Below are 13,469 nucleotides of genomic sequence, written 5' to 3' on the forward strand. Positions count from 1 at the left end.
AGCCAAGGACAGCGCGACCAACCTGCCGCGTTATTTCGGCGGCGTGGTTGGGTCCTTGCCGTTGGGATAGACAAGACCAGCCGAGATCACCAGCTTGGCTGCATCCTCCACCGACATGTCCAGTTCAATCACGTCTTCGGCCGGAAAGAACAGCAGGAAGCCGGATGTCGGGTTTGGCGTTGTCGGTACAAAGATGCTGAACAAGGCGCCGGTATTGCCCGCCCGTTCGGTGACTTCGCCCTTGGCCGTGGTCGAGATGAAGCCAATGGCCCAGATGCCCTTGCGCGGGTATTCGATCAGGCAGGCCTTTTCGAATGACCGCTCCGACTGGGCAAAGATCGTCTCAGAGATCTGTTTGATTCCGGAATAGATCGACCGCACCACCGGGGTCCGCTCCACCAGGCTTTCGGCGTAGCGGATCAGCGACCGCCCGATATAGCCCTTCGCGATCCAGCCCGTGAAAATGGTGAACAGCAGGAAGACGATGACCCCGACGCCGCGCACGTTCACGGTGATCCAGTCAGGGTTTGCGATCAGCGTTTCATTTTGCTCGATGAAGCGCGGATTGTTCAGCCAGTAATTGACGATGGAATCCGGTTGCCATGCGGAGGGGACAAGCGGCCAGACAAAACCGTCGATCCAGCCGATCACCGTCCAGATCAGCCAAATTGTCAGGCCAACGGGCGCGATCACCACCAGACCGGTCAGGAATGATGCGCGTAATCTTGAGAACAGGCCGGGTTTCCGGGGCGTTTCTGGATCAAAAGGGGTGTTCATCAGGGTCCCGGCACAAGTTCACAGACTAGGTAAGTCAACGCTTCCGGCACTACAATGGTTTCCGCCCCTTATTCAGGCATCCTTGCCAATTGCGCCCAATTCCGTGGCGATTTCCGCGGCAAGCAGGGCATTGTTGCGCACAAGGGCGATGTTGGCGGTCAGTGACCGGCCCTCGGTCAGCTCAAAAATACGTTGCAGCAGGTAGGGTGTGACACCCTTGCCGGTGATCCCGTGCGTCTGCGCATCCTGTGTGGCCTGCGCGATGATGGGGGCGAGGGTGTCGCGGTCTATCTCGTCCGTCTCGGGGATCGGGTTGGCGACCAGTTGCCCGCCCGGTATGCCCAAGGTGGCGCGTTGCGCATGTGCGGCGGCAATGGCGCGGCCAGTGTCCATGCGCAGGGGCGCTTTCAGGCCCGCGCTGCGCGACCAGAAGGCGGGCATGTCGTCTTGACCATATGCGATCACCGGCACGCCTTGGGTTTCCAGCACTTCGAGCGTCTTGGGGATGTCGAGGATTGCCTTGGCCCCGGCCGCGACCACCGTCACGGGCGTTTGGGCGAGTTCCATCAGATCGGCAGAGATATCAAAGCTGCCTTCTGCCCCTTTGTGCACGCCGCCAATGCCGCCTGTCGCAAAGACCGCAATCCCGGCGATGCGTGCGGCGATCATGGTGGCCGCAACCGTTGTGGCCCCGGTGCCGCCCGAGGCGACGCAGGCCGCCATATCCGCGCGGCTCAGCTTTGCCACCTCGCGGGCTTGCGCCAGTCCTTCAAGCTGCACGTCCGTCAGGCCCACATGCAGGGTGCCGTCGATCACGGCCATGGTGGCAGGCACGGCCCCAGCTGCGCGCACATCCGCTTCGACCTGCCGCGCGACCTCAAGGTTCTGGGGATAGGGCATCCCGTGCGTGATGATCGTGCTTTCAAGCGCCACGATGGGCGACCCCGCAGCCAAGGCATCCGCGACTTCGGGCGAGGGGGTGTAAAGGCTCATATCGGTGTCTTTCCTGAAACGTAGATGGCTGCGGCCTCAAGGGCGGCGTGCAACGCGTCGGTGCGGTTGGCCTTGCGGGTCTCTGCCGCGATGTGTGCGGCCATGAACGTGTCGCCCGCTCCGGTGATGCGTGTGACCAGCACTTGCGGAGGTGTTTCGCTGACCAGGCCATCCGCCGACCCTTCGGTGGCCGTGTTGCCGCCGTCGGTGACAAGCACGCGCGCCGCCCCGCGTTCCAGCAAGCCATCGGCGGCCTCGACCGAATTGTCAAAGCCCCGTTGGCAGAGCAGCCCGGCCTCTTCGAGATTAACATAGAGCGTGCCGCGGCTGTGGGTCAAAAACGGACCCAGCCGTTCTGCTTTGCCCGGGGAGGCAGGGGCCACGCGCAGGTCGGCATGTGCCAGAACCGGGCTGGTGGCGATTTCGTTCAGCAGGTCGAGGGTCAGATTGCCATCCAGCGCCGCAAGGCCAGTATAGGGTGCGGTGTCCGTCGCAAGAGTGCCGTCTGTCAGGGGGCGCAGGATCTTGGCACCAGCGCTTTCGAGCGAGTGGGCGTCCGCGATGGCGGCGATCAGGCCGTTTGCGCCCTCGACTGCCATGTACTGGTCCGTGGGCAGGTCTTCGGAGCGGTAGACGGTGTCGGTGATCATGCCGCGCGCGGTGCAAGCGGCGATCAACTCATCCCCTTCGATGTCGCGGCCAATGGCCGTCAGCAAGGCAGGTGTCAGACCAAAGCGCGCCAGCGTCATGGCGATATTCATGGCAACGCCGCCGGGCAGGCGGGTGATCCGGCCCGGAACGTCCGATCCCTGTCGCATGGCCAGAGGCGCACGCCCAATCACGTCCCACAGGACTGATCCGATGCAAAGAATGTCAGCAGTGCGCGTCATGCCCGTCTTGTGCCGCCCGCGCAGGCAAGAGGCAAGGGGGGCGGCTTACTCAGGTACGGCAAATGTGAGTGCGGCCCAATAGGTATCCCAAACGGCATCATCGCTGTCGGTGATGGGCGCGATGGAGACCGCATCGAACAGGTAGTCATGGCCCGGTTTCACCGGAATGGTGGCGATCCCGATCTCATCCGTGCGGTGCAGCGTGATGGTGACGTTATCGTCGGGCGCGCGTTCGAACACCTCGACTTGCGCGTTTGCCCGTATGTCGCCGTCAAGCGTCACCTGCACTTGCATCATACCGTCAAAGTCAGGGGCATAGGGATTGGTCAAAGCGATGAATTCGGTCTTCAGACCCAGCGCCCGATCCATGCCGATGCCTTCGCCCACGGCGATCAGGGCCTTGGCGTGGCGACTGTAGCGTTCCTTGAACGGTGGCTCTGGAAATCCATTGGCTGCGTGACGCGCCTCGATATCCTCAAAATCCTTGTGATCGGCGAATTTCTGAAACTTTTGCCATTCCTTGTACGTCAACAAGGACGATGTCGTTTCATGCACAACCACAACAAGCCCCCCCACCGGTGCGGGCACATCGAGGGCCGGATTATCACCCATGCGCGCTTCGACCGGGCGGATCGTGTCGCCAACCACCACGTCGAACCGTTCGATCCGACGTTCGAAATAGGCGAGGTTCACGCCTTCGAAATCCTCACCGTTTTTCAGCCGTGCCACAATTTTCCCCGACGCGGGCACTTGATAGGCTTCCGGTTCGATCCAGAACTCATGGGCGGTTGCGCTTGTCGCTAAGATGACGCACCAAAGCACTGTTAAATAACGGATGAGATACATGAACGTTGCCTTTGTTCGGATGCCTCTGAAGCTGCGCTTTTGGGCCGTGTTGTCAACTCTTTGCTGGGCTGCATGGGCCAGCGTGGCGTCCGCGCATGAAGTTGTGCCGACGATTGCCGATCTGACAGTGGCAGACGGTGCGGTAGAATTTGCGGTTCGCGTGAATGTCGAAGCGCAACTGTCGGGCATTGATCTCGACGAGATTGCGGATACGGACAACGCGGATAACGCAGCCGATTATGACGTGCTGCGTGCACTGTCCGGCGCAGAGGTTGCGGACCGTGTTCCGACATTAACCGCCAATTGGAACGCCTTGCCGCTTGTGCTTGCGGATGGTGTTCCGGTGGTTGTGACTCTGGACGATGTGAACGTGCCGGATGTTCCGAATGACGAATTGGCCCGGATCTCGGACCTGGTTCTAAGCGGATCTGTCCCCGCAGGCACACGTGCGGTTCAGGTCGCCTGGCCGGACGGAGCGGGCGATCTGGTCCTACGGCAGCAGGGGGTCGAGGAGCCCTTTACCGGTTTGATCAGCGGTGGCAGCAACAGCGGCCCCATTGCAGTGTCGGGCGGGGATGAGGCGTCTGGGTGGCAGACCTTTGGCGCGTATGTGCCCGTGGGCTTTGATCATATCCTGCCCAAGGGTCTGGATCACATCCTGTTTGTGCTGGGGCTGTTTTTTCTGTCGACAAAGATCGGCCCGCTTTTGTGGCAGGTCACAGCCTTTACGCTGGCCCATACCGTGACCTTGGCGGTTGGCGCGTTGGGGCTGGTTGTCATCCCGGGCAGCATTGTAGAGCCGTTGATTGCGGCGTCCATCGTCTATGTCGCGGTCGAGAATATCTTTGCCCGTGGGTTGAACCGTTGGCGGCCTGCCATCGTGTTTGGGTTCGGATTGCTGCACGGGCTTGGCTTTGCGTCTGTGCTGGGTGATTTTGGTCTGCCCGAGGGGCAGTTCATTCCTGCGCTCATCGGCTTTAATGTCGGCGTGGAGCTGGGTCAGCTGACGGTTATTGCGCTTGCTGCGATTGCCCTGTGGCTGGGCGTGCGTGCGGCCCGTATGGCGGACCTTGAGGGGCAGGAGGAAACGATCACCGATTACAACGTGATGTTCCGCGCCTGGTCGATGACCGGGTCGCTTATCATTGCGGTGATCGCGATCTATTGGGTGATTGAGCGGACGTTGCTTTAGTCCAGCGGTATCATGAGGCGGGCAAGGGCGGCGGCAGGGTCTTCGTCGCCCCAGATTTCTTCGCCGATCCCGAAGAAATCGGTGATGGGGGCGAGGCGTTTGACTGCGTCCTGGGTCAGCCCGCCTTCGGCCACCACGGGCACTTCGATCATCTCGGACCACCATGCAAAGAGGTCGTCTTCGGCTGTGGTTTCGTCGCCCAGCCCGGTGATTGGACCGAAGGCCACGTAGTCCGCGCCCGCTTCGCCCGCGCTCATGCCGTCATGGCGCGAGATGCCGCAGAAGCTGCCCACGATGGCGTCCGGCCCCAGTGCCTTGCGCGCGTCGCGTACGGATTTCGCTGCATCAGACAGGTGTACGCCGTCCAGACCCAACCGCTCGGCCAACCCGGCATGATCGTTCACTACGATGGCAACGTCCCGCGCGTGCGCCACTTCGCGGCAAGCATCGGCGGCGCGTGAAATGCGGTCTTCGTCCCGTGTCGCGAGTGCCAGTCGGATGCACGCCACATCATGGGCGTCGAGCACGGAGGCCAGCTGATCGGGGAACACCGACAGCTCGAACACGGGCGGGGTCAGAAGGTAAAGCTGCGGCTGCTCGGGGGCACTCATTGGCGTCGTCCTTTTGGTCTTGGGGACGCTCTAGCCGGAAAAGGCTGTGCTTGGAAAGATTTATGCCTCCGGCGGAAGTTTATTTTGCAAAGTGAAGGGGATTGTCGGGCGGGACGCGGCGGGGTAGACGGCCCGCCATGACACCGACATTTGTGCTGACGCGCCCACAGATGGGCGAGAATATCGGGGCGGCGGCCCGGGCGATGCTGAACTTTGGCGTGGACCGGATGCGCATTGTGGACCCGCGCGATGGATGGCCGAATCCGGCGGCTGTGGCCATGGCCAGCGGGGCGGGTCGTGTGCTGGATGCTGCCACCGTGCACGGCGATGTGGCAGGGGCCGTTGCAGATTGCACCTTTGTCTATGCCACCACGGCGCGGATGCGGGACATGACCAAGGAGGTGTTAAGCCCTGAGGCGGCCATGCGGGACGCGGCCGCGCGTATTGCCGAGGGGCAGCATGTGGCCGTGATGTTTGGACCCGAGCGGGCCGGGCTTGAGAATGAGGATCTGGCGCAGGCCAATGCGTTGATCACCGTGCCGGTGAACCCGGAATTTCCATCGTTGAACCTTGCACAATGTGTGCTGCTCGTCGGCTATGAGTGGGTCCGAGCCAGTGCCGAGATTGAGCACCGGGTTGTTGAGATGGCCGGTACCGACTGGGCCGATGTGAATGAGATTGATCATCTGGCGCGGCATTTCGAGGAGCGGCTGGACGACGCCGGGTTCTTTTTCCCCGAGCACAAGGGCCCCAGCATGAAGATGAACCTGCGCAATCTGTGGAGCCGGATGCCTCTGACCCGCGCGGATGTGCAGACCTTGCACGGCATGCTGCGTCAGATGGTCCGTTGGGCGAACCGTGGCTGACGCTGGACCTTCGCAGGGGCCGGGCCTAGGTTGCGCGGTGACGCAAGAACGGAGCCGAAATGGCCAAGAACCGTAGTATTTTCGAAGAGGTCGGCACCACCGAAAAACAGGTGGTGGAAACCGGTGTGATCGACAAGGGCCGGGGTGGCGCGCGCGGTGCAATCCGCGTGTGGCTTATGATGCTGTTTGCTCTTGTCGTCGTGATGATTGCCGTGGGCGGGTTGACCCGGTTGACAGATAGCGGCTTGTCCATCACCGAGTGGCGCCCCTTTACCGGAGCGATCCCGCCGTTGACCCAAGCCGATTGGGAGGCGGAGTTTGCCCTCTACCAACAGATTGACGAGTTCCGCATTCAGAACCAGTGGATGACCCTGGCCGACTTCAAGGTGATTTATTGGTGGGAATGGGGGCACCGGCAGTTGGGCCGGGTGATTGGCCTCATCTGGGTCATCGGGTTCTTCTGGTTCCTGTTGCGTCGGCAAATCCCGACGGGGTGGACGCCACGCCTGTTGGGTCTTGGAGCGCTGGGTGGCCTGCAAGGTGCCATCGGCTGGTGGATGGTGTCGAGCGGTGTGACGCAGGGCCAAGGGGTGCTGGATGTGGCCAGCTACCGGCTTGCCACGCATCTGGGGCTGGCCTTTGTCATTCTGGGCTTTATCGCGTGGTATATGTACTTGCTCGGGCGGTCTGAGCGGGACTTGATGCAGGCGCGGCGCGGCAAGGAAGCGAAGCTGTTTTCCATGTCCACGGGGCTGATGCATTTTGCATTTCTCCAAATCCTGATTGGTGCGTTGGTGGCTGGGATTGATGCTGGGCGCAGCTACACCGATTGGCCCTTGATGGGCGGGCAAGTGTTTCCTGCGTCCGCTTTCACATTCGAGCCGTGGTGGCGGAACTTTTTTGAAAGCCCCGGACTGGTGCAGTTCATCCACCGCGTGTCTGGGTATCTGCTGTTTGCCTTTGCCGTTGTGGTCTGGCTGCGGGGGCGCAAGTCGGCGCATGACAAGACGCGCTTTGCCTTCAGTGCGATGTTTGCGGCCATGAGCCTGCAAATCGTGCTGGGCATTGTTACGGTGCTGTATGGCGCGCCATGGCAGGTCGCCATTCTGCACCAATTCCTGGCCGTGGTGCTGTGGGCGCTGATCCTGCGCGCGCGTTTCCTTGCTGCTTATCCCATTGCCACATCCATCCGAGGGACTTCTTGATGACTGCATTCGACGACCTGTTAGCCTATGATCACACCACGCAGGCCCTGGGCCAGGTGGCGGGGCGTTTGGGATGGGATCAGGAAACCATGATGCCACGCGGCGCTGCGGCCCAGCGGGGCGAAGAGATGGCGGCCATGGAAAGCGTGCTGCATGCGCGGCGGACCGCACCTCAGGTGGGCGAGTGGTTGGCCTCCATTGACGCTGATGCGTTGGATGCGGTGGGCGCGGCCAAGCTGCGTGAGATCAGGCGCAGCTATGAGCGGGCGTCCAAGGTGCCTGCCGATCTGGCGGCGACCATTGCACGTGTCACATCAACGGCGCAGGGCAAATGGGCGGAGGCGCGGCAAGCCGATGATTATGCCGCCTTTGCCCCGGTTCTGGCTGAGGTCATCGGGTTGAAACGTGAAGAGGGTGCGGCGCTTGCGAGTGGCGGCGATATCTATGATGCCATGTTGGAGGATTACGAACCGGGCACAACCGGCGCGGACCTAGAGGCGATGTTTGGCGCGTTGCGGCCCGGACTGACAGAGTTGCGGGCGGCCATCCTTGAGAAACCCGCACCCAAGGGCGTAACGGGGCAGTTTGACGAAGCGGCGCAGTTGGAGCTGAGCACGGTGTTGGCGAAAGCCTTTGGCTATGATCTGGGCCATGGTCGGATCGACAAGGCGGTGCATCCGTTTTCCTCCGGTTCAGGCAATGATGTGCGGATCACGACCCGAACCAATCCGGACGATCCGTTCAACTGCTTCTACTCGACCATCCACGAGGTCGGGCACGCCTGCTATGAGCAGAACATCGACGATGCCTTTCTGCTCAGCCCGCTGGGCCGTGGAGTGTCGATGGGTGTGCACGAAAGCCAGAGCCGGATCTATGAGAACCAGTTGGGGCGCAGCCGTGCCTTTACCGGCTGGCTCTATGGGCAGATGCGCGATGCGTTTGGGGACTTTGGAATTGGGGATGAGGACGCGTTCTATGCCGCCGTCAACCGCGTCTCGAACGGGTATATCCGGACGGAGGCGGACGAAGTCCAGTACAACCTGCATGTCCTTCTGCGCTTTGATCTGGAGCGTGCGTTGATGGCAGGTGACCTGCATGTAAGCGATCTGGAAGCGGCGTGGAATGATCGGTTCGAAGTTGATTTCGGATACGCGGTCGACAAGCCGTCCAATGGCGTTCTGCAAGATGTGCATTGGTCCGTGGGCCTGTTTGGCTATTTCCCGACCTATTCGCTGGGCAACGTCTATGCCGGGTGCCTGAATGAGGCGCTGCGGGCGGCGGTGCCTGATCTGGATGCGCAATTGGCGCAGGGCGAGACCGGCCAAGCCACAGGCTGGTTGCGGGACAATTTGCAGCAACACGGCAGCCTCTATGCCCCGCGCGAGGTGATCGAGCTGGCGAGTGGCCAAACGCCCGGACCGTCACCCTTGCTGGCCTATCTTCAGGACAAGTTTACCCACATCTACGATCTGTAGAACAACGCGGCGCCACAAGATCGCCCAAGTGAGGACCAAGCGCAGGCGCAATCCATAACGAAACTACCTTCGATAGTATTGAAAGGTGGGTGCGATGCGCGCAATTCTGGTATTGGTTTTGATGGTCTTCGGCTCCGTAGCATATGCAGAGCCAAATCTGGACCGGCAGCTTTTCAACAAGGTTCAGGACGGTGATTTCATCGCCGTTCAAGCATTTGTCGAAGATGCACAACAGCGCTTTGAAGCAGGTGAACTAAGCGCGGATGACATGCGCGACTTGTTTATCGTGCTGTCGGGCAGCCATCCAAAGACCACCGCGTTCGTCAAGGCTTGGTTGAACCAGGACACGGGCAATCATTACGCCCGGATCGCCCGGGCCTGGAGCCTTTGGAATAGCGCGATCGCCATGTCGTCAAGCCGGAACGGATGGGCCTATGAGGCTGCACACGCGATGCGGGGCGAAGCAACACGACATGCCCGTTTTGCTTATGCCGCCGCGCCGGACCTGATCCCGGCCTCTGATGCCGCGACTATCATGTATTACTTCAACAAGGATGTCGGTGATCCGGTTTCTGCGTTGAACTATGTCATGGACAGCCATCCGAACTGGGGCACTCTCCAGCGGGCATTCGATTTCGTCGGGCGTTACGGGATGGAGGCGATTGAAGCCTTTTGCCACGAATACGCAGCCCGCATCTCTGATGAAGGGGAGACGGTGTGTCTGATGTATGGGCAGGCAATCCATGGCGAGGTCCGGAACATCGATCTTGGTGATTGGGAGGGTTACAACCCGGACAATCCGGAGATGGTGACTTACCGGTTGCTGAACCTGATCAACAACTTCGGATACGACACTGTCACCGAACCCCAGCTTACCTGGATGGAAAATGCATTCCTGACAACGGACCCGGATTTGCATGACTTGGCAAATCTGGACCAATGGGCAGGCACGTTCGAGAACCGCTTTGGCATGTTCCTCAAGCGGAGAAACACGGTGAACAAGCTGCGGCATGCCCATCTTGACCGTGCGCTGACGTTCCTTGAAATGGATCCGCTGAACCTGCGCCTTATGGATATGGTCGAAGCTGTGCAGTTCGAACTGCCGTGGATCACAGTTTTCAATGATGATGGCAGCGCGATCACGCGGCGTGTGGCGACCGGTGAGACACCGGCGGAAGAGGCCGCGCGGCTTGAAGCTCAAGCCGAGCAGGCCCGCGCGTTCTCCATCCGCAGGCTTTATGCTGCACCGTTTTCCGACAGCTTTTGGCACAAATATGCCAATGTGCATATTGGCGCGGATGTCCCGCGGTATTTCGAGTTCGAAGACGCCCAGATCAATTCAATTGTCTTTGCGGACGATCCGGTTCTGAGGCTTGATCTGTACCTGCTGTTCAAGACACGCCAATTGCAGGTTTATCACGACGCGCAAAAGGAAGGCGCGCGGCCAGAGGTGATCCGGGCAGCGGCAAGCGTCGATCCGGCTATGGATATTCTTTGCCCGTTTGTCCGAGCCGAAAGATTACGCACGCACATCTGCACGCAGGAGGCCGAGCGCTTTCCGCGTTGTGCCGAATACGTGCCCTTGATGGAGGAGAGCTATGCCATCGTCGTCGACATGGCGAAGGCGGCACCGCAGTGCGATGCTGTGCGTGATGTCGAGATCGACGCGCTTTGGTATACGCCGATCCCGCTGGAGGAGGTGTTGCCGCCGCTGGACTGAGCGTCAGCCCTCGGTGTCGCCGTCGTCCTCGTCACCCTGATCTGCGATCCATGCGACGCTGACAACTTCTTCGTTCTTGCCGGTGTTGAAGACTTTGACGCCCCCCGCACTGCGCGAGCGGAAGCTGATCCCGTCCACAGGCACACGGATCGACTGGCCCTTGGATGTTGCGAGCATGATCTGATCGTCCAGTTCGACCGGGAAGGAAGCGACGATCTGGCCGCCGCGCATGGCCTTGTCCATTGCCGTGACACCAAGCCCGCCACGTCCACGGATTGGGTAGTCGTGGCTGCTGCTGAGCTTGCCCGCACCCTGCGCTGTGATGGTCAGGATCAGGTTCTCGGCGGCTGACATTTCTACGTAACGGTCGTTGGAGAAGTTGGGATCGGCGGGCGCTTCATCCTCGTCCGTTTCTGCATCATCGGCGATACCGGCCATGGCGCGGCGCATTTTAAGGTATGCGGTGCGCTCTTCACTGGTCGCATCGAAGTGGCGGATTATGGACATGGACACAACCCTGTCCGAACCGCTGAGCTTGATGCCACGGACACCGACAGATGCGCGGCTGTTGAACACGCGCACATCCGTGGCCGGGAAGCGGATCGCGCGGCCCGAATTGGTGACCAGCATCACGTCGTCATCGTTGGACGCGATACGGGCATTGATCATGGTTGTGTTGGCGTGCTCATCCTCGAACTTCATCGCGATCTTGCCGTTGCGCATGACGTTGGTGAAGTCCGACAGCTTGTTGCGGCGCACAGTGCCAGCAGAAGTGGCGAAGACCACTTGGAGGTCGTCCCATTCCTTTTCATCCCGATCCACAGGCATGATGGCAGCGATGCTTACCCCTTGTGGGATCGGCAGGATATTAATGATGGCCTTGCCCTTGGACGTACGGCCACCCTGCGGCAAACGCCATGTCTTGAGCTTGTAGACCATGCCGTCCGTGGTGAAGAACAGCAGTTGCGTGTGCGTGTTGGCGACGAAGAGTGTGGTGATCACGTCCTCTTCTTTCGTCTGCATGCCCGACACACCTTTGCCGCCACGTTTCTGGCTGCGGAAGTCGGCGAGCGGGGTGCGCTTGATGTAGCCGCCCGAAGTGACGGTCACGACCATGTCCTCGCGCTCGATCAGGTCTTCGTCTTCCATATCGCCGGACCAGTCGACGATCTCGGTGCGGCGCGGCACGGCAAAGAGGTCTTTGACCTCGGTCAATTCGTCCGAGATGATGCCCATGATCCGTTCGCGGGAACCGAGGATTTCCAAGTATTCCTTGATCCTTGCGGCAAGTTCTTCAAGTTCGTCCGTGACTTCCTTGACCCCGATCTGGGTGAGGCGTTGCAAGCGTAGATCAAGGATCGCGCGGGCCTGTATCTCGGTCAGGTTGTAGGTGCCGTCGTCGTGCATTTTCGACAGCGGATCGTCGATCAGACGCAGGTAGCTTTCGATCGAGGCAGCGGGCCAGCGCCTTTCCATCAGCTTCTGGCGTGCTTCTGCACCGTCGGCGGAGGAGCGGATGGTCGCGACGACTTCGTCCACATTTGAAACAGCGACGGCAAGGCCACACAAGATGTGTGATCGATCGCGGGCTTTGCGCAGATCGAAGGCAGTGCGGCGGATGACCACTTCTTCGCGGAAATCGAGGAAGGAGGTGAGGAATCGGCGCAGGGTAAGCTGTTCGGGGCGACCACCGTTCAGGGCCAACATGTTGCAGCCAAAGGAGGTCTGCATCGGCGTGAATCTAAACAACTGATTCAAAACGACTTCTGCCGTTGCGTCCCGTTTCAGTTCGACCACGACACGCACACCGTTGCGATCAGATTCGTCTTGGACGTGGCTGATCCCTTCGATCCGTTTTTCACGCGCCGCCTCGGCGATGCGTTCGATCATGGTGGCCTTGTTCACCTGATAGGGAATCTCATCAATAACAATGGCGTAGCGATCTTTCCTGATTTCCTCGACGCGGGTTTTCGATCGCACGATGACGCTGCCGCGCCCTTCAAGATAGGCTTTGCGCGCACCGGAGCGACCAAGCATGATACCGCCCGTGGGGAAATCGGGGCCGGGCACATATTCGATCAGCGCTTCGGACGACAGGTCTGGGTCTTCGATCAACGCGAGGCAAGCGTCGACTACCTCGCCCAGGTTGTGGGGCGGGATGTTGGTGGCCATGCCGACGGCGATGCCGCCTGCGCCGTTGACCAGCATATTGGGGAAACGCGCTGGCAGGACGGTCGGTTCGCGGTCTTTGCCGTCGTAATTGTCTTGAAAATCAACGGTATCCTTGTCGATATCGGCAAGGATATAGGCCGCTGGTTTGTCCATCCGCACTTCGGTGTACCGCATGGCGGCGGGGTTGTCGCCGTCCATGGAGCCGAAGTTCCCTTGGCCGTCCAGCAGCGGCAAGGACATGGAAAAATCCTGTGCCATACGCACGAGGGCGTCGTAGATCGCGCTGTCGCCGTGGGGATGGTATTTACCCATCACATCGCCTACGGGACGGGCAGATTTGCGGTAGGATTTGTCGTGTGTGTTGTTGGTTTCGTGCATCGCGTAAAGGATGCGGCGGTGCACCGGTTTCAGGCCGTCACGCAGATCGGGGATGGCGCGGGAGACGATGACCGACATGGCGTAGTCCAGATAGGACGTGCGCATCTCTTGTTCGATGGATACCGACGGGCCGTCATAAGCGGGCCGTTCCGGTGTCATTTCATCATCATTTTCAGGGGGTTGTGGCGTGTCGTTCACGTGGGTCTGCCCGTTCTGTCGCGTGCTCTATATGTTGGGGATCACTCTATCAGAAAGCGCAGATAAGGTGCAATGCCCGCGACCTGTCCGTTGTTAGCAGTCGTAGGCGCAGGCTGCTAGAACACTGTTTTCATTGATTATTAATT

At 60.3% G+C, this 13,469-nt stretch carries 11 protein-coding genes; 5 read left to right on the forward strand and 6 right to left on the reverse strand.

Annotated features, from left to right (window positions below; translation table 11 throughout):
* Window positions 1-30: 30 nt before the first annotated feature.
* The 4 genes from Q1A32_RS21190 to Q1A32_RS21205 form a co-directional block, all read right to left on the reverse strand.
* Window positions 31-777, reverse strand: a complete 747-nt coding sequence (locus tag Q1A32_RS21190; protein ID WP_299612493.1) for a DUF502 domain-containing protein — start codon at window positions 775-777, stop codon at window positions 31-33.
* Window positions 778-849: 72 nt separating this feature from the next.
* Window positions 850-1,770, reverse strand: coding sequence for a pseudouridine-5'-phosphate glycosidase (locus Q1A32_RS21195; protein ID WP_299657755.1), 921 nt, complete (start codon window positions 1,768-1,770; stop codon window positions 850-852).
* Window positions 1,767-2,660: a PfkB family carbohydrate kinase gene (locus Q1A32_RS21200; protein ID WP_299612497.1), complete on the reverse strand. Its 894-nt coding sequence runs from the start codon at window positions 2,658-2,660 to the stop codon at window positions 1,767-1,769. The genes Q1A32_RS21195 and Q1A32_RS21200 overlap by 4 nt, the downstream gene beginning before the upstream one ends.
* Before the next feature lie 45 nt (window positions 2,661-2,705).
* Window positions 2,706-3,506: a DUF4198 domain-containing protein gene (locus Q1A32_RS21205; protein WP_299657757.1), complete on the reverse strand. Its 801-nt coding sequence runs from the start codon at window positions 3,504-3,506 to the stop codon at window positions 2,706-2,708.
* On the opposite strand from Q1A32_RS21205, the gene Q1A32_RS21210 reads away from it, so the two are divergent.
* Complete coding sequence (locus Q1A32_RS21210; protein ID WP_299657759.1) at window positions 3,505-4,698, forward strand: HupE/UreJ family protein; 1,194 nt, start codon at window positions 3,505-3,507, stop codon at window positions 4,696-4,698. The genes Q1A32_RS21205 and Q1A32_RS21210 overlap by 2 nt on opposite strands.
* Here Q1A32_RS21210 and Q1A32_RS21215 read toward each other — a convergent pair.
* Window positions 4,695-5,309: a thiamine phosphate synthase gene (locus Q1A32_RS21215; protein ID WP_299657761.1), complete on the reverse strand. Its 615-nt coding sequence runs from the start codon at window positions 5,307-5,309 to the stop codon at window positions 4,695-4,697. The two genes, Q1A32_RS21210 and Q1A32_RS21215, sit on opposite strands and share 4 nt — an antisense overlap.
* Before the next feature lie 137 nt (window positions 5,310-5,446).
* Here Q1A32_RS21215 and Q1A32_RS21220 point away from each other — a divergent pair, with 137 nt between their 5' ends.
* From Q1A32_RS21220 to Q1A32_RS21235, 4 genes are all read left to right on the forward strand, one after another.
* On the forward strand, window positions 5,447-6,175 hold the full coding sequence (locus tag Q1A32_RS21220) for an RNA methyltransferase (protein ID WP_299657763.1): 729 nt from the start codon (window positions 5,447-5,449) through the stop codon (window positions 6,173-6,175).
* Between the two features lie 59 nt (window positions 6,176-6,234).
* Entirely contained in the window at window positions 6,235-7,380 is a 1,146-nt protein-coding gene (gene ctaA / locus Q1A32_RS21225; protein WP_299657765.1) for a heme A synthase, read from the forward strand.
* The gene (locus Q1A32_RS21230) at window positions 7,380-8,855 is read left to right on the forward strand and encodes a carboxypeptidase M32 (RefSeq protein WP_299657766.1); all 1,476 of its coding nucleotides are present in this window, start codon (window positions 7,380-7,382) and stop codon (window positions 8,853-8,855) included. Before ctaA ends, Q1A32_RS21230 begins: the two co-directional genes overlap by 1 nt.
* A gap of 94 nt (window positions 8,856-8,949) precedes the next feature.
* Window positions 8,950-10,575: a hypothetical protein gene (locus Q1A32_RS21235; RefSeq protein ID WP_299657768.1), complete on the forward strand. Its 1,626-nt coding sequence runs from the start codon at window positions 8,950-8,952 to the stop codon at window positions 10,573-10,575.
* Between the two features lie 3 nt (window positions 10,576-10,578).
* Here Q1A32_RS21235 and gyrA read toward each other — a convergent pair whose 3' ends face one another.
* Window positions 10,579-13,323 carry a DNA gyrase subunit A gene (gene gyrA, locus Q1A32_RS21240; protein WP_299657770.1) on the reverse strand — a complete coding sequence of 915 codons (2,745 nt, stop codon included), beginning with the start codon at window positions 13,321-13,323 and terminating at the stop codon, window positions 10,579-10,581.
* Between the last annotated feature and the right edge of the window lie 146 nt (window positions 13,324-13,469).

Source organism: uncultured Tateyamaria sp. (assembly GCF_947503415.1).
GTDB lineage: Bacteria > Pseudomonadota > Alphaproteobacteria > Rhodobacterales > Rhodobacteraceae > Tateyamaria.